Origin of the sequence: Chitinophaga pinensis DSM 2588 (assembly GCF_000024005.1) — a bacterium.
GTDB classification, from domain to species: domain Bacteria; phylum Bacteroidota; class Bacteroidia; order Chitinophagales; family Chitinophagaceae; genus Chitinophaga; species Chitinophaga pinensis.
Genome location: NC_013132.1, coordinates 2,374,829 through 2,391,411 on the forward strand (window position 1 = coordinate 2,374,829; position 16,583 = coordinate 2,391,411).

General features: G+C 44.3%; 12 protein-coding genes. 8 read left to right on the forward strand and 4 right to left on the reverse strand.

The annotated features are described in order from the left end of the window. Window positions 1-130: 130 nt before the first annotated feature. Window positions 131-1,537 carry an AAA family ATPase gene (locus CPIN_RS09780; protein ID WP_187294750.1) on the forward strand — a complete coding sequence of 469 codons (1,407 nt, stop codon included), beginning with the start codon at window positions 131-133 and terminating at the stop codon, window positions 1,535-1,537. Then, window positions 1,521-2,198: an RloB family protein gene (locus CPIN_RS09785; protein ID WP_012789621.1), complete on the forward strand. Its 678-nt coding sequence runs from the start codon at window positions 1,521-1,523 to the stop codon at window positions 2,196-2,198. Before CPIN_RS09780 ends, CPIN_RS09785 begins: the two co-directional genes overlap by 17 nt. 125 nt (window positions 2,199-2,323) lie before the next feature. Here the strand turns inward: CPIN_RS09785 and gcvP are convergent, their stop codons facing one another. Continuing rightward, on the reverse strand, window positions 2,324-5,194 hold the full coding sequence (gene gcvP, locus CPIN_RS09790) for an aminomethyl-transferring glycine dehydrogenase (protein WP_012789622.1): 2,871 nt from the start codon (window positions 5,192-5,194) through the stop codon (window positions 2,324-2,326). A gap of 361 nt (window positions 5,195-5,555) precedes the next feature. On the opposite strand from gcvP, the gene CPIN_RS09795 reads away from it, so the two are divergent. Next, on the forward strand, window positions 5,556-6,050 hold the full coding sequence (locus CPIN_RS09795; RefSeq protein ID WP_012789623.1) for a YkgJ family cysteine cluster protein: 495 nt from the start codon (window positions 5,556-5,558) through the stop codon (window positions 6,048-6,050). Window positions 6,051-6,055: 5 nt separating this feature from the next. Here the strand turns inward: CPIN_RS09795 and CPIN_RS09800 are convergent, their stop codons facing one another. Next, on the reverse strand, window positions 6,056-7,312 hold the full coding sequence (locus CPIN_RS09800; protein WP_012789624.1) for an MFS transporter: 1,257 nt from the start codon (window positions 7,310-7,312) through the stop codon (window positions 6,056-6,058). 304 nt (window positions 7,313-7,616) lie between these two features. Between CPIN_RS09800 and CPIN_RS09805 the strand changes: the two genes are divergently transcribed. After that, window positions 7,617-9,752: a carboxy terminal-processing peptidase gene (locus CPIN_RS09805; protein ID WP_012789625.1), complete on the forward strand. Its 2,136-nt coding sequence runs from the start codon at window positions 7,617-7,619 to the stop codon at window positions 9,750-9,752. A gap of 235 nt (window positions 9,753-9,987) precedes the next feature. Here CPIN_RS09805 and CPIN_RS09810 read toward each other — a convergent pair whose 3' ends face one another. Continuing rightward, a complete protein-coding gene (locus CPIN_RS09810; protein WP_012789626.1) occupies window positions 9,988-10,875 on the reverse strand; it encodes a transglutaminase-like domain-containing protein in 888 nt (295 codons plus the stop codon). Between the two features lie 23 nt (window positions 10,876-10,898). Then, window positions 10,899-13,253, reverse strand: a complete 2,355-nt coding sequence (topA, locus tag CPIN_RS09815; protein WP_012789627.1) for a type I DNA topoisomerase — start codon at window positions 13,251-13,253, stop codon at window positions 10,899-10,901. A 255-nt stretch (window positions 13,254-13,508) separates the two neighbouring features. Between topA and CPIN_RS09820 the strand changes: the two genes are divergently transcribed. The 4 genes from CPIN_RS09820 to CPIN_RS09835 all read left to right on the forward strand — a co-directional run bounded on the left by CPIN_RS09820 (window position 13,509) and on the right by CPIN_RS09835 (window position 16,559). After that, entirely contained in the window at window positions 13,509-14,324 is an 816-nt protein-coding gene (locus CPIN_RS09820) for a Rossmann-like and DUF2520 domain-containing protein (RefSeq protein ID WP_411914119.1), read from the forward strand. 138 nt (window positions 14,325-14,462) lie between these two features. Further along, window positions 14,463-14,984 carry a KdsC family phosphatase gene (locus CPIN_RS09825; protein ID WP_012789629.1) on the forward strand — a complete coding sequence of 174 codons (522 nt, stop codon included), beginning with the start codon at window positions 14,463-14,465 and terminating at the stop codon, window positions 14,982-14,984. Window positions 14,985-15,039: 55 nt separating this feature from the next. Continuing rightward, the gene (locus CPIN_RS09830; RefSeq protein ID WP_012789630.1) at window positions 15,040-15,981 is read left to right on the forward strand and encodes a geranylgeranylglycerol-phosphate geranylgeranyltransferase; all 942 of its coding nucleotides are present in this window, start codon (window positions 15,040-15,042) and stop codon (window positions 15,979-15,981) included. Further along, complete coding sequence (locus CPIN_RS09835) at window positions 15,981-16,559, forward strand: Maf family protein (protein WP_012789631.1); 579 nt, start codon at window positions 15,981-15,983, stop codon at window positions 16,557-16,559. The genes CPIN_RS09830 and CPIN_RS09835 overlap by 1 nt, the downstream gene beginning before the upstream one ends. Window positions 16,560-16,583: the final 24 nt, after the last annotated feature.

Below are 16,583 nucleotides of genomic sequence, written 5' to 3' on the forward strand. Positions count from 1 at the left end.
TTGTATCAGTTATGAGTAAATGCTTGGTAATCAGGATAAGTTTTTTAATCACGAACAAAAAACCCAATTAAATAATTTAACCGTGAGAATTTCACGTTTTTGCTGTGAATATAGCCTGTAAGCTATGCCTATGACTTTTATTTTCTGTATTTTGCGTGAAATATTCACAAAAATGATTCTGAGATTTGTTGTTAAAAACCTTTTTTCCTTTAAAGAAGAGACGGAGTTTAACTTATTCCCTAATAGAACTACCAATCTACTCCATCATAAAACTCTTTTGAATGATATTGCTGTACTTCGTTTTAGCGCAATTTATGGGGCTAATGGCTCCGGTAAGTCTAATTTAGTTAAAGCAATCAGTTTACTGGATCAAATTATAGAAAATGGGAAATTACCTACTAATCCAAGACATCTAAAATTTAAACTATCAGAAGAGAATGAACTTGAGCCTGTCTCTTTAGCAATAGAATTATTTGCAGGGGTGTCTATTTATTATTACAGCATTACGTTTGATGGGCAAAATATACTTCATGAATATCTGGCTAAAAGTAAATCAACCGAGGATGAGCTAATTTTCGAAAGAGAAATTATTGAGGGAAAGCAAGAGATAAAATTTTATCCGGAATATCTTTTAAATGAGAAGAACAAGCTTTTTGCTGAAGTTTTAGCGGAGAAGTTAGTTCCATTAAATGAAGTACTAATATCATTTCTGTCGACAAAATATGAAAAAGAATTTCCTGATATTGCTCGTGTGGTTAATTGGTTTAGATATGATCTGATTGTAATTAGTCCAGATGCTAAGCCGGGTGAAATTGCCGACATCCTTGATATAGATCAGGACATGAAAACGTTTGCGAACGAGTTCTTACCAAGTTTAAATACCGGAGTATCCAATATCGAAGTTGTTCGGGAAAATTTCTTTGAAAAAGTGAATATAGAAACTCCAGAAATGCATGAAACATTAGCTCAGCTGATTGAAAGAATGAAAGATTTGCCTGATGGAGTAATACCAATGCCTCATTTGTCACGCGATGAATTGTCTTTTGTTAAAGAGGGTGAGAAGCTTGTAATAAAGAAACTTGTTACTAATCATAAAACAATTACTGGAAAGAATGTCCCCTTTAATGTTTCTTTAGAATCTGATGGTACCAGAAGATTGATAGATTATATACCCGCATTTCAGGATATCATTCATCAGGAACGGGTATATATCATTGATGAAATAGAAAGAAGTATACATCCTTTGACAATAAAGGAAATTATCAGGAAAATTTCTCATGATCCTCAGGCAAAAGGACAAATGATTTTTACCACTCATGAATCTAATTTATTAGATCAGGATATTTTAAGAACGGATGAAATATGGTTTGCACAAAAAGATTTAGGAGGCGCATCCAAGCTATATTCATTAAGTGATTATAAAGTACATAGCACTATCAATATTGAAAACGGGTATTTGAACGGACGTTATGGAGGTATTCCATTTTTGTCTAATCTACGAGATCTTAATTGGAATAAAGATGAGATATCTGAGTAGAAACAAAGTTTATCAGAAGGTCGAGGTTGGCAAAGATGCACGTAAAATCTATATCTTTTGTGAAGGAGAAAAACGAGAAATAGAATACTTTAGATACTTTCAAGGCTTTTCCTCAGCAATAGAAATTATTCCAATTCCCTCCGAAAATGGATTGTCTGATCCCACAAAATTGATGGAAAATACCCAGAAAATATTTTTTGATCCGTCGCCACGTTATCTATTAAGCCATGAGCAGGGAGATGAGGTTTGGTTTGTTATTGATACTGATAGATGGAATGAAAAGAACAAGATTGCATCACTCCGTGATCATTGTAGTAATAAAAACGGAGAGGCGGGACCAATGTGGTTTATAGCGCAGAGTAATCCCTGTTTTGAAATCTGGCTCTATTATCATTTTTTTAATTACAACCCAAATGAAGAACATATTCGTAGTGGCTTGTCATTTAAGCAATATGTAGCTACTATGATTCCTGGTGGGTTTGATAGTAGGTCAATGCCTATAGCAATTCAATCAGCAATTCTTAATTCTGAAACACATTATGAAGAGGTGGAGAATCAGCCAGTGGTATACGCGACTGAGGTCTTTAAACTTGGCAAAGTAATATTGCCTTATATAAAAGATGCTCTTGATTTGATTTTACCAACTTTAAACAAAATATGATTAACGTCTGCTGGTATATATAGGTCAATATTTAAAATAAAAGCGGCGATATCTTACGATACCGCCGCTTTTATTATTTGCCCGGTTCAATCTCCGGGGCTTTTATCTTCAGTGCTCAATATCTCTTACGCTTCTGCTTCTGCATAGGAGCTAACCGGCTCACAGGTACAGATCAGGTTACGGTCACCATGTGTGTTATTCACACGGCTGATAGAAGGCCAGAATTTATTCAGCTTCACGTAATCCAGTGGATAAGCTGCCTGCTGACGGGTGTAAGGACGTGTCCAGTCGTCGGCAGTGATTACGAACTGTGTATGCGGAGCATGTTTCAGTACGTTATTCAGTTTATCGGCAGCACCGTTTTCAACAGCAGCAATCTCCTCACGGATGGAGAGCATCGCGTCGCAGAAGCGGTCCAGTTCATCTTTATCTTCACTTTCTGTAGGCTCGATCATGATGGTACCTGCTACAGGGAAGCTCAGGGTAGGAGCGTGGAAGCCGTAGTCCATCAGACGTTTTGCTACGTCTTCTGCTTCAATACCTGCTGAAGCTTTGAATGGACGGAGGTCAACGATGAACTCGTGTGCACATGTACCGTTTACACCATTGTACAGGATATCGTATGCTTTTTCCAGACGTGCCTTCATGTAGTTAGCATTCAGGATGGCGAACTGAGATGCCTTTTTCAGCCCCTCAAAACCCAGCAGACGGATATATGCATAAGAGATCAGCAGGATGGAAGCAGAACCATAAGGCGCTGCAGATACTGCCTGTGTATGTGCTTTGGTATCCAGGCTTACGTGACCTGGGAGGAATGGCGCAAGGTGTTTACCTACGCAGATCGGGCCCATGCCAGGACCACCACCACCGTGAGGAATTGCGAAGGTCTTGTGCAGGTTCAGGTGACAAACGTCAGCGCCGATCAGACCAGGAGCGGTCAGACCAACCTGTGCGTTCATGTTTGCACCATCCATGTATACCTGTCCACCGAATTCGTGCACAGTATTACAGATATCTTTTACGCTTTCTTCATATACACCGTATGTAGAAGGATAAGTGATCATGATACCTGCCAGGTTCGCCGCATATTGTGCAGCTTTCGCTTTCAGGTCAGCTACATCGATGTAACCGTTTTCCAGCGCTTTTACTACTACTACTTTGAAACCAGCCATTACAGCGGAAGCAGGGTTTGTACCGTGTGCAGAGATCGGGATCAGCATCACGTTACGGTGACCTTCACCTCTGCTTTCGTGGTACGCTTTGATTACGAGCAGACCCGCATATTCACCCTGAGCGCCACTGTTAGGTTGCAGGCTACAAGCGTCGAATGCAGTCACTTTACACAGGTAATCGCTGAGTTCATCCACGATCTGCTGATAACCGCCTGTCTGTGTTTTAGGCGCAAACGGGTGCATCTTGCTCCAATGGCTCCAGCTTAATGGAATCATTTCAGTAGCTGCGTTCAGTTTCATGGTACAGCTACCCAGAGAGATCATGGAAGTGTTCAGAGAAAGGTCTTTGTTTTCCAGCAGCTTCATGTAACGCATCATTTCAGACTCGCTGTGATGTGTATTGAAGACAGGGTGTACCAGGTATGCAGAAGTTCTTTCCAGACCTGCAGGGATGCTGGTAGCTTTCAGTTCAGGACTTTCGCTGGTGATAGCGCCTGCTTCGAAGATGCCGAGAATATCGTTTACATCCTGAATGGTTACGGTTTCATCAAGAGAGATGATCACACGTCCAGCTTCAGGATAGAAGAAGTTAACACCAATCGCTTCCGCTTTTGTTCTGATGGCAGCGCTGTTGCTTACACGTACTTCAATGGTATCGAAGAAGAAGGAAGCACCCAGTTCGAGTCCTTTAGCTCTCAGCTTTTCAGCCAGTGCATTAGCCAGGATTGCTACGCGGGTAGCGATGTTTTTCAGTCCTTTAGGACCATGATATACTGCGTACATAGCAGCCATGTTAGCCAGCAGTGCCTGTGCAGTACAGATATTGGAAGTTGCTTTTTCACGTTTGATGTGCTGCTCACGCGTCTGCAGCGCCATACGCAGTGCTCGGTTGCCCTGTGCGTCGATGCTCACACCGATGATACGGCCCGGGATGGAACGTTTGAATTCATCTTTTACAGCAAAGAAAGCTGCGTGAGGACCACCAAAACCTAATGGAACACCGAAACGCTGTGCGGAACCTAAAGCTGCATCAGCACCCAGTTCGCCCGGAGTAGTCAACAGTGTCAGTGCCAGCAGGTCAGTTTCCATTGCTACATATGCACCAGCTGCGTGTACTTTTTCGATGAAGTTGCGGTAATCTTCAACACCACCGAGACTGTTTGGATATTGTACCAGTGCACCGAAGTAAGATTCGTCGATAGCAGCTGTATTGTAGTTACCTACTACTACCTCGATATTCAGCGGGGTAGCGCGGGTGTATATCACGTCGATTGTTTGCGGGAATGTGCTGGCATCAACAAAGAACTTCGGACGGGAGAGTTTGTCGTGGTCTTTGTTCAGTGCGCTGAAGAACATGGCCATTGCTTCAGCAGCAGCAGTTGCTTCATCCAGCAGGGAAGCGTTAGCGATAGGCAGACCAGTCAGGTCGCTTACCATAGTCTGGAAGTTCAGCAGACTTTCCAGACGACCCTGAGCGATCTCAGCCTGGTAAGGAGTGTACTGGGTGTACCATCCTGGATTTTCAAACACATTACGTAAGATCACGCTTGGAGTGATCGTATCGTAGTAACCCTGTCCGATGTAGTTGCGGAATACATGATTCTTCAGAGATACGTCTTTCAGATGACGCAGGTAATCGCTCTCACTCATTGCAGGAGGTACCGCCAGCGGATGCTGCATACGGATTGCTCCAGGCACTGTTTTGCTTACCAGCTCTTCAAGGGAAGATACTCCTACGGTATCCAGCATGTGTTTAGTCTCAGCTTCATTTGGCCCGATGTGACGGCCAACAAATTCATTCTGTTGTATATCAAAAAGATTCATGATGTAAAGCAGGTATGATTGAAAAGAATGTGCAAAGCTATATTGTTTTCTAACAATGGCCAAACCACGCCGGTCGTTGGGGAAATTGCGGTGATAAATCGGGTAATCTGAAAAGGAGGATTGTCATGGGAATGTAAGTTGTTGACAGTGGCGCTTGGCTTCGATAAAATCAATGATTCTTCGTACTATCTCCTTATCAGGCCGTTATTACGCCGCTATCTGTCCGTTCCGGAACGGACAGATAGCGGCGTAATAACGGAATTTATACGTTTTAATCGAAGGAAATAGTACTGATCGTAAGCCGGATAAGGCTTTTGAAGGACTATTTGCAGGGTGCTGTTAATCCGTATCTTTGCGGCAAATGGACGAATTACTTATTAACTGGGAACAGAAAGCCCAGGAGCAGCAGAAGGCCAACAAGCAGTTCCTGCAAAAACTACAGACAAAGCGGGGAAGGGGCGTAGAGAAGTTACTGCCGGATATGCACGATGAAGCTTTCAGTCATGTGGATTGCCTGAAATGCGCCAATTGCTGCAAAACGATCAGCCCGCGCTTTAAAATGCCCGATATCAAACGTATCTCCAAATACCTGGGCATGAAAGAATCTGCATTTATCGACCAATACCTGCGGATGGATGAAGACGGGGATTATGTCGTGAAATTCAGTCCATGTCCTTTCCTGGATGCTGACAACTATTGCAGCATTTATGATGCCCGTCCCGGGGATTGTGAAAATTACCCTTATACAGACAGCTTTGATTTTATCAAGCGGCCCAATATTACATACCTGAACAGTACGATCTGTCCTGCAGTATTTTATGTGCTGGAAAAACTGAAGAAAGTCACCAAACTCTAGGGGGATCAGGCTTTGAGATCCAGTTTACGCATGGCGGGGGAAATGATATAGGTGGTGATAACTACTCCTAATGTCACACATCCGCCGAAAACTACGGAAGGCACGAGGCCCATCAAACGGGCCATAAAGCCGCTTTCGAATGCGCCCAGTTCGTTGGAAGAACCCACAAACATGGAGCTTACCGCTGCTACACGACCGCGCATATCGTCGGGCGTTTTCAGTTGCAGGATGGTCTGACGAATAATTACACTGATACCGTCCAGCATGCCACTGATCAGCAGTGCAAAGAAGGAGAGCAGGAAACTGGTGGAAAGTCCGAATACGATGATACACAGTCCGAAGCCGAAAACAGCCGCCAGCAGCTTCAGTCCCGGATGATAGACCAGGGGTTTGTATGCCAGTACGAACATGGTCGTCAGGGAGCCCACCGCCACGGCGGCACGCAGGAAACCGAATTCCAGTGAACCTACATGCAGTACATCTGTTGCAAAGATCGGCAGCATAGATACTGCTCCGCCAAACAATACGGCAAACATATCCAGCGCCATCGCATTCAATACCACTTTGGTTTTCCACACGAAACGCATGCCTTTGGTCAGGCCATCGACAAAGCTTTCGCCCTGGGCTTTATAATGGATCGGTTTAGGTTTGATCTTGATCAGGCAATACAAAGGAGCAAAGAAGACGCCTACTACAAGGAGCATCGACCAGTGGATACCCAGGAAGTAAATGAACAGGCCACCGAGTGCCGGTCCCGCCATACCACCAATCTGCCAGGAACTGCTGCTCCAGGTAGATGCATTGGCGTAGAGGGTTCTGGGTACGATCAGCGCCATGAGAGAGAAGTTGGCCGGACTAAGGAAAGACCTGGCTACACCGCCGAGGAATACGAGGAAATAGACCATATTGAGTACCCATTTTGTAGGGATACCTTCTACAGCTTTGTCCCAGGTAAGCAGGAACAATCCCGATCCGATGATGATATAAGCAATGACACACAGCAGCAGCAAACCTCTTTTTTCCCGTTTATCGACAATATGACCGGCGAAAGGCGCAATCAATACTGCCGGTATCACTTCTGCAAGTCCGATAAGACCGAGGGCAAAAGGATCGTGCGTGAGGGCATTTACTTTCCATTCAACGATGGTAAATTGCATGGCCAGTGCGAAGACCAGCGCAAAACGGATGACAAGATAATAGTTGAATTCTGGTATGCGTAACGAAGCGTATGGGTCGTTCTTGATAGTCGCCGGATTATCCACTGTGCAGTTTTTTGTAGCCGTGACAAAAATACAGTATTTGATGCATTGAGAGGTTAGCTAATCTGATAAACGGTCAGACAAAATCGCTAGAAGATGCTTATTTTTATATATAAAATCGCCTGATAGAAGTTGGTCTGGTTTTGGCATCTGTTAAGGGGTAAAATGTAGCAACCTGTTAAATGCGAGCCAATTGCATGTTCAGCTGCATTATACTGTTTCTCAATCTTTTGTTAAAAGCAATTTGCCCTTCTGACTGGATGGGGTATTTTATGTTATATTTGATGACGCTCAATTTTGGATTTCTATGAGAAGAATGAAAGTGATTATACCAGTTGCCCTGCTCTCCATCTCAATGGGGGTTTTAGCATTCAGCAAACTGCATAAACAAGACCCTCCGGGCAGATACGAAGTGATCATGGGCCTGGTAGGACAAATACTCACTCAGGGACACTATCAGCCTAAGGAGATTAATGACGCCTATTCAAAGGAAGTTTTTGATAAATATCTGAAGAGCCTGGACCCCGAGAAGAAGTTTTTCCTGAAAAGTGATGTGCAGGGACTGCAAACAGTCGCGACACATATCGATGATGAACTGCAGGGTGCTCCATTGGATTGCTTCAATGCGGTGAACACGCTGATCAAACAGCGTGTAACCGAAGCAGCAGCGATCTATCCGGAACTGCTCTCGCAGCCATTTGATTTCAGCAAAGAGGAAAAAGTAACACTGGATCCTGATAAAATCGATTATCCTGCCGATGCGGAAGCCCGCAAGGACGCCTGGAGGAAAGTGTTGAAATATCGTGTGCTGGAGAAATATGTAGAGTTACAGGAAAGCCGCGACAAACAAAAAGATCAGAAAGATAAAGCAGCTGCCGAAAAACCTAAGACCGATGCTGAACTGGAAGCAGAAGCAAGGACGAAGGTGAAAAGCGTATATGACCGTTACTTTGATCGTTTGAAAAACAAACAGGATGATAACGAACGTTTCAGCCTGTTTATCAATGCGATCACCACTACCATGGACCCGCACACTGACTTCTTCCCGCCTGCTGAAAAGCGTGCATTTGAAGAGCAGATGGCTGGTAAGTTCTTCGGTATCGGCGCTCAGCTGAAAGAAGAAGATGGTAAGATTAAAATCACCAGCATCGTAACTGGTAGCGCCAGCTGGAAAGACGGTCGTCTTAAAGCGAATGACGCGATCCTGAAAGTAGCGCAGGGTGATAAAGAACCTGTAGACGTAACCGGTTATGCCGTTGAAGATGCGGTAAAACTGATCCGTGGTAGCAAAGGTTCTGTGGTGAAACTGACCGTGAAGAGTGTAGATGGTACACAGAAAGTGATTGACATCGTGCGTGATGAAGTGGTACTCGACGATACATTTGCGAAATCAGCCATTATCAATGGCCAGCACAAACTGGGTTATATCTATCTGCCTGAATTCTATGCAGACTTCAACGACAGAAATGGCGCCCGTTGTGCAGAAGACGTTGCAAAAGAGATCACCAAACTGAAAGCAGAGAATGTAGAAGGTATTATTCTTGATCTGCGTTTCAATGGTGGTGGTTCCCTGCAGGATGTTGTACAGATGGCCGGCCTGTTCATTCCGGAAGGTCCGATCGTACAGGTAAAATCCCGTAGCGGCGATCCGATGATCCTGCGTGACCGTGATAAGAGTGTACAGTATGGTGGTCCGCTGGCCATCATGGTGAATGAATACAGCGCTTCCGCTTCTGAGATCATGGCTGCTGCCATGCAGGATTACAAACGTGCGGTGATCATTGGTAGCAATACCTTTGGTAAAGGTACCGTACAGCGTATGCTGAACCTGGACGACTTCTATTCCAATAAGGAAATAGGGGCACTGGGAGCGATCAAACTGACACAGCAGAAATTCTACCGTGCAAACGGTGGTTCTACACAGCTGAAAGGTGTGACTTCCGATATCCTGCTGCCAGATCCTTATTATGAAGTAGCAGAACGTAAAGATGATGATGCGCTGGCATGGGATGAAATTCCTAAAGCGCCTTACACTACCTGGATCGATCCGGTGCCTGTAGATGCACTGAAGAGAAGCAGCGAAAAACGTATGGCTTCCAGTGAGGCATTCAAAATGATGAATGAAAATATCACCACCCTGAAGAAAATGGAAAGCCAGGAAACGTATTCACTGAATATGCTGACGTATAAAGCAGAGCAGAAGACGAACACCAATGCCCTGAAACGTTATGACGCAGTGAATGACAAGGTGAAAGAATTGAACATTGTTAGTCTAAGAGTTGACCTGGACAGACTGGCCAGCGATTCTTCTAAACTGGCACGCAATAAAGACTGGTTGAAATTCAGACAAAAAGATATCTATCTGGATGAAGCAGTGAATGTGATGAATGACCTGATTGCCTTGTCTTATCCAAAATTACAGGGTAAACCGGCCAATAAATAATTAGGAATTAGGAATTAACAATTAGGAATTGTCTGTTCTAATTGTCTGAAATTATATAAAAAGGGAGCGCTTCTTCAGATCTGAAGAAGCGCTCCCTTTTTTATATATGCAGCCGGCGCTAAGAATTTTAATTCCTAATTGTTAATTCCTAATTCCTAATTAAAAAAGACGGCTCGTATTCAGCGAGCCGTCTTTTTTAATATGTAAGCGTGATTTTTATGCGTCAGATAGTGTCTTATTCCTCCTGTTGTTTATCATCCAGCAGTTTAATCAGTGTTTTCAGTTCATCTCTTCTAAAGGCGTCTTTATCGTCCTGAAAGCATTTGATCAGTTCTTCCAGCAGGAATTGTATAACGCGTTTATTTGACTGCGGTTGAAAGTAATAAGGAGTAGCCGGTATGGACATCCTTTTCAGATAGCCTTCTACGTCCTGATGGGAGTAGATCTGGCCCTGAATAGGGTCGATAAAGAACAGAATACGGGTATCGTCTGGTCTGGGCATTTCGTTAAAGTCATAGAAGGTATCGAAATAACCCAGGATGAACTGGCGGGGGATATTCACCGCGTATACGGGCAGGTCCAGCATCGCGCAAAGACTCTGGTATACGATACCGTTGGTCAGCGGGTTACCCTTACGGGATTCGATGACCTGGTTGATGAAAAACTGGTTCTTCCGCACGTAGGCTACTTCTTCACCTTTCAGTCCGAAGTAATTATAGATCATGCTGTTGAGCACATTGATCTGTTCCAGTGGCGTGAGATAGTTATTCAGTTCCAGCCAGATATTCCTTTTGATCCGTTCTATTTCAGCGACCACCTGTCCGGGTTGCATATCAGGAAACTGATAGCGGGCTACAAGAATAGCGCCCTGCAGGAGGTCTGGCGTTTCGGCTTTACTCCATTGCTGAAGGGCTACCTGTAAATCGCTGTAATGCACACGATGGATCAGCTGTTCTATCCTTTCCTGGATAGACTCATCCACTGTATTTTCCCACAGATTTTCCAGATTAGGGATGATCTCTTTTCCAAACAATAAAATCTTGTTGGCAACAGTATCATACACCTCCTGATCGGGATCGTCCAGCAGGTGGAACAAAGCATTTATTTCTTTGGTCTCGTGCATAAAATGAATCTACAGGTGTCCATTTATTCCGCCTTTTTCTTCCTCGGAGGCGCTTTTTTCTTTGGAGGATTTGCCTTCACATCTTCAATGATTGCTTTGGCTTCTTCCAGTGTGATGTCAGCAGCGGCGTCGATCTTTTCTTTAGGGATCTTATAGTTTCTAAGCCCCTGTTTAATATATGGTCCGTATGGGCCTTTGAGTATCTGGATCTTTTCTTTTTCGAAGATCTTGATGGTACGCTCGTCTTTAGCAGTTCTTTTTTCCACGATCAGCGGTGCTATTTCATCCAGCTCCACTGTGTATGGGTCCATTTCCTTTTTCAGGGAATAGAATTGTTTATTATGTGCTGCGTATGGTCCGAAGCGTCCGATGTTCACAAGGACGTCCTGATCTTCAAACTGTCCCAGGTTACGGGGAAGTCTGAACAGTTCCATTGCTTCCTCTAAAGTAATGGTTTCTATACTTTGGGTGGACTTCATTTTTGCGAACTTCGGTTTTTCCTCGTCTTCCGCTTTACCGATCTGGATCATCGGGCCATAACGTCCCATACGTGCTACGATTGGTTTGCCAGTTTCCTGGTCGGTTCCGAGCTGACGTTCGCCTTTTACTCTTTCTGCTTTTTCCAGTGTGTTTTCCACATCTTTATGGAAAGGCGTATAGAAGTCGTTCAGCATCTTATTCCAGATCTTCTTACCATGTGCCACTTCGTCAAACTCTCCTTCGATCTTGGCGGTAAAACCGTAGTCCATTACGGAGCTGAAATACTGGTTCAGGAAGTCGGTCACGATCATGCCGAGGTCTGTCGGGAACAGTTTGGATTTCTCCGCACCGGTATTTTCGCTTTCTGTTACTTTCGTGATCTTGTCAGCCTTCAGGCTCAGGATGCGGAAGTCTCTTTTTATACCTTCCTTATCGCGTTTCTCTACGTACCCGCGTTTTTGTACGGTTGTAATAGTTGGCGCGTAAGTAGATGGACGACCGATACCGAGTTCCTCCAGTTTCTTTACCAGGCTTGCCTCTGTATAACGGGGAGCAGGACGGCTATAACGTTCTGTCGCCTTCATTTCTTTCAGATCGAGTGCCTGTTTAACCGTGAGGGCAGGTAAAGAACCGTCTGATTCTTCTTCATCGCTTACATCTTCATCGTCTTTACCTTCCATGTATATTTTCAGGAATCCGTCGAATTTCAGCACTTCACCACTGGCAGTAAGCTCTTCGTGGTTGGTGGAGATATCGATTTTTGCGATGGTCTTTTCCAGTTCTGCATCACTCATCTGGCTGGCGATGGTACGCTTCCAGATCAGTTCATACAGTTTTTTGGTATCACTGTCATCGACAGTCGCATTTTCCATATATGTAGGACGGATGGCTTCGTGCGCTTCCTGTGCTGATTCATTCTTGTTCTTGAACTTACGGTGTTGGTGGTATCGCTGACCGTAGTTAGTCGTGATAGCGTTCTGGATATCCCCGAGGGCTGTATCTGACAGGTTCACGGAGTCAGTACGCATGTAAGTGATCTTACCACTTTCATAGAGTTTCTGAGCGAGCAGCATGGTTTTGGAAACGCTGTAGCCCAGTTTACGGCTGGCTTCCTGCTGGAGTGTAGACGTTGTAAAAGGTGCGGCAGGTGATTTTTTACCTGGTTTTACCTGAATGTCTTTCACGGAGTAAGCAGCGCCAATGCACTGCTGCAGGAACTTTTCGGCATCTTCCGCCGTCTTGAAACGGGTAGGTCCTTCTGCCTTAAAAGTAATATTTTTGCCCTGAAGATCTTTAGCAGTAAAGAAAGCTTCTACTTTAAAACTGCTAACGGCATTGAATGTATTGATTTCACGTTCACGCTCCACGATCAGTCTTACCGCAACAGATTGTACACGGCCGGCAGACAATGAATTACGCATGCTCATTTTACGCCAGAGCACCGGAGATAATTCAAAACCTACTATTCTGTCAAGAATACGTCTGGCCTGCTGGGCATTGACCAGGTTCATATCTAATAGACGGGGTTGTTGTACGGCTCTTTCGATGGCAGGCTTGGTGATTTCATGGAAGACGATACGCTTGGTTACGTCAGGATCCAGTCCGAGTACTTCGCACAAATGCCATGAAATGGCCTCACCCTCACGGTCCTCATCCGTTGCTAGCCAAACTTCGTCAGTGTCTTTGGCGAGTTTCTTTAATTCCTTAACAATCTTCTCTTTATCGTCAGGTATAGTGTACTTAGGTTTGAAGTTGTTGGCGATGTCGATACCCATGTCATCCTTCTCCAGATCACGGATGTGACCAAAGCAGGACTTTACCTCGAAGTCTTTGCCCAGTATCTTTTCTATCGTCTTGGCTTTCGCCGGAGACTCAACTATTACTAGATTTTTTGCCATTTATGCCGTCTTTATGAGCTACTAGATACGTAAAATTTCGTATAAAAAATACAAATACGAATTTTGCAAGTATATAAAAGTAGCCTGAGAATAAAAAATAAGACTGTTTTAATGTATTGAAGATAAATGTAATATTTTTGATAAATTCATTAAAAATGAGTCATTAACAGTTTAATACTTAAATTGCTGGATAACAGCGTAGCTAACAAGGGAAGTTGCCCAGCCATATAAAGATATGAGTGCGATACCTCTGCATTGCTTTTAAAAGAACCGGTACACCATAATATATATTTAACCTTACACCGAATGGATATAGTTATTATTGGCGCAGGAAATGTGGCGCATTGCTTTGGTCATTTATTAAAACTGCACGGTCACCAGATATTACAGGTGATCAGTCGCAGTAAGGAACATGCCGTGGAGCTGGCAGAGTCTTTACACTCCACCGGCACCGACGACCTGCTGGACATTAATATGGATGCTGACGTGTATATTATGGCCGTAAGTGACTCGGCTATTCCGGAATTGAATGACGAATTAAGACTGGGTAAACGTTTTGTGGTACATACAGCAGGTGCAGTTCCGCTGGATGCAATTAAAAAAATCTCTACGAATACAGGAGTAATGTATCCTTTACAATCGCTCCGTAAAGAGGTGCGCAACTATCCGGCGATTCCTTTATTGCTGGAAGGGGCGAATGAGGAAGTGATGCGCAGGCTGCGTTCAGTAGCCCAGAGCGTAAGTCCTGACATCAGGGAAGTCAATTCTCAGCAACGCCTCCAGTTACACCTGGCGGCCGTATTGTGTAACAACTTTACCAATCACCTGATAGCCAGGGCAAAACGTTACTGTGAAGGCGCCGGACTTGATTTCTCTCTCCTGCAACCTATTATTAAGGAGACTTTTGACAGACTTGAGAAATTCCCGCCGGAATCTGTACAGACTGGTCCCGCTATGCGGAAGGATGAAAATACCATGGCCAGACATCGTGGACTGATTGAAGATGAGGAGTACCTCAAACTGATCTACCAGGTGATGTCGGATAGTATCTATGACTTTCACAACAGCTGATGCCTGAGCGGCAGACTAGAAAAAGTGTATTACTTTTGGCAATTAGGAATTAGGAATTAGGAATTAAGAATTGGGCTGCTATATTAGGCCGCTGCCTTAATTCCTAATTCCTAATTCTTAATTCCTAATTTTTTAATAATGAACATCTTAGCTCTCTTTAAGCCTATTTCCACTTTTGTTTTTGATGTTGACGGCGTGTTGACAGATGGTACAGTACAGTTATTGCCCAACGGCGACCAATCCCGCAGAATGAATATCAAGGACGGCTATGCATTACAGCTGGCGGTTAAAAAAGGATATCGGGTGGTGATCATCTCAGGTGGAAAATCGGAGAGTGTGGTGAGCCGTCTGCAGGGCCTGGGCATCAAAGATATTTATACCGGTGTGCTGGATAAACAGGAGAAATTACAGGACTACGCATTTGAAAACGACCTGAAATGGGAAGAGATCCTGTTTATGGGAGACGATATTCCTGATTACAGGGCTATGCAACTGGTAGGACTGCCGGTATGTCCTGCAGATGCCGCACCGGAAATCAAAAGCATATGCCGTTATGTGTCGCCGGTCAACGGAGGTTTTGGCTGTGTGCGGGAAGTGATCGAAAAAGTACTGAAACTGAACGATCACTGGATGATGGATGAGGAGATTGCCAGCAGATAACGGCTGCGATCATATTATATATAACAGGAAATATTTTTACCGCAATTATTGAATTATGAAATTGCTGATTGCCTTCTTCAGGCTGGTCCGATATCCAAATCTTATTTATATAGCGCTGACCCAATTCCTGTTACAGTATTGCGTGGTGGCGCCGGTACTGACCTATAACGGAGAAACGCCTTCGCTTTCCTGGCTGTCTTTCTGCCTGTTATCTTTCTCTACAGTGCTGATAGCGGCTGCAGGCAATATTATCAATGACTATTTTGACATCAATATAGATATCATCAACAAGCCGGAAAAGATGGTGCTTGATAAGATCATCAATCGCCGCTGGGCGATGGCCTGGCACACCATATTTAATATGGCCGGCGTTTCCATTGGCTTTATTGTGGCCTGGCGTATCGGTGTGATCTACCTCGGATTTACCCAGGTGATCTGCTCCCTGATACTCTGGTTTTATTCTACCTCTTTCAAACGTCAGGTGCTGATCGGGAACGTACTGATTTCATTGCTGACGGCGCTGGCGGTAGTGGTAGTCGGCTTTTATGAGAAGCAGATTTATGAAAGCTTCGAAGCCATCATGTCGCCCATCGGCAGAAAGCTGATACAGGTGATCGGCGTATATGCCCTGTTCGCTTTTATCATTTCCCTGATCCGGGAAATCGTAAAAGACCTGGAAGATATGCTGGGGGATAGCAAAGACGGTTGCCGTACTATTCCGATTGTATGGGGTGTGAATCCGGCCAAACAGATCTGTAATGCACTGATGCTGGCATTGCTGATCCTGATCCTGCTGGTGCAGATCCGGATTGCGTTTATCGGCTGGTGGCCGGCTATTATCTATCTGGCACTGCTGGTTCAGGCGCCTGTTTTTTATATTTATATCCTATTGAAAAAGGCACATCTGCCGGAACATTATCATAAAGTGAGTTCGCTTGTGAAATGGCTGATGCTGTCTGGTATTCTTTCCATGATCTTCTTTAAAATATTGCTCTGATGTATACCGGAAAACGTGTGATTCTTGCTTCTCAGTCTCCCCGTAGAAAACAACTGCTGGAACAGGCGGGTATTCCTTTTGAAGTAAAAGTGGTGGATACAGCGGAAACTTTCCCTGCTGATATGGCGATTCCTGACATACCAGTGCATATTGCCCGGCAGAAATCTGTTGCTGTAGCCGCACTCTGTGCAGATGATGATATCGTTATCACCGCTGATACGGTTGTGGTACTGGACGATACCATTATTGGTAAACCGAAGGACAGGGAAGATGCGATCCGTATTCTGTTAGCCCTTAGCGGACGTATACATCGGGTGATCACAGGGGTGGTGATCAAACAGCAGGGTGAAGAATCTGCTTTCTCCAAAGAGACGGAAGTTCATTTCAAACCCCTGACGACTGAACAGATCACTTATTATGTAGATGCTTATAAGCCTTACGACAAAGCCGGCGCTTACGCGATCCAGGAATGGATCGGCGCAGTGGGTATTGACCGGATCAATGGCTGTTTTTATAATGTAATGGGATTGCCTGTAAGCAACGTTGTAGAAATGCTTACCGTGATCGGCAAAAAATAATCATGGAGTGAGATGGCTTTAGTC

Coding starts and splice junctions, on each gene's coding strand:
- CPIN_RS09830 (WP_012789630.1), top strand. CDS start 15,040: ATGAAATTGCTGATTGCCTTCTTCAGGCTGGTCCGATATCCAAATCTT.
- CPIN_RS09810 (WP_012789626.1), bottom strand. CDS start 10,875: ATGCACGAGACCAAAGAAATAAATGCTTTGTTCCACCTGCTGGACGAT.
- CPIN_RS09805 (WP_012789625.1), top strand. CDS start 7,617: ATGAGAAGAATGAAAGTGATTATACCAGTTGCCCTGCTCTCCATCTCA.
- CPIN_RS09835 (WP_012789631.1), top strand. CDS start 15,981: ATGTATACCGGAAAACGTGTGATTCTTGCTTCTCAGTCTCCCCGTAGA.
- CPIN_RS09825 (WP_012789629.1), top strand. CDS start 14,463: ATGAACATCTTAGCTCTCTTTAAGCCTATTTCCACTTTTGTTTTTGAT.
- gcvP (WP_012789622.1), bottom strand. CDS start 5,194: ATGAATCTTTTTGATATACAACAGAATGAATTTGTTGGCCGTCACATC.
- topA (WP_012789627.1), bottom strand. CDS start 13,253: ATGGCAAAAAATCTAGTAATAGTTGAGTCTCCGGCGAAAGCCAAGACG.
- CPIN_RS09795 (WP_012789623.1), top strand. CDS start 5,556: ATGGACGAATTACTTATTAACTGGGAACAGAAAGCCCAGGAGCAGCAG.
- CPIN_RS09780 (WP_187294750.1), top strand. CDS start 131: ATGACTTTTATTTTCTGTATTTTGCGTGAAATATTCACAAAAATGATT.
- CPIN_RS09785 (WP_012789621.1), top strand. CDS start 1,521: ATGAGATATCTGAGTAGAAACAAAGTTTATCAGAAGGTCGAGGTTGGC.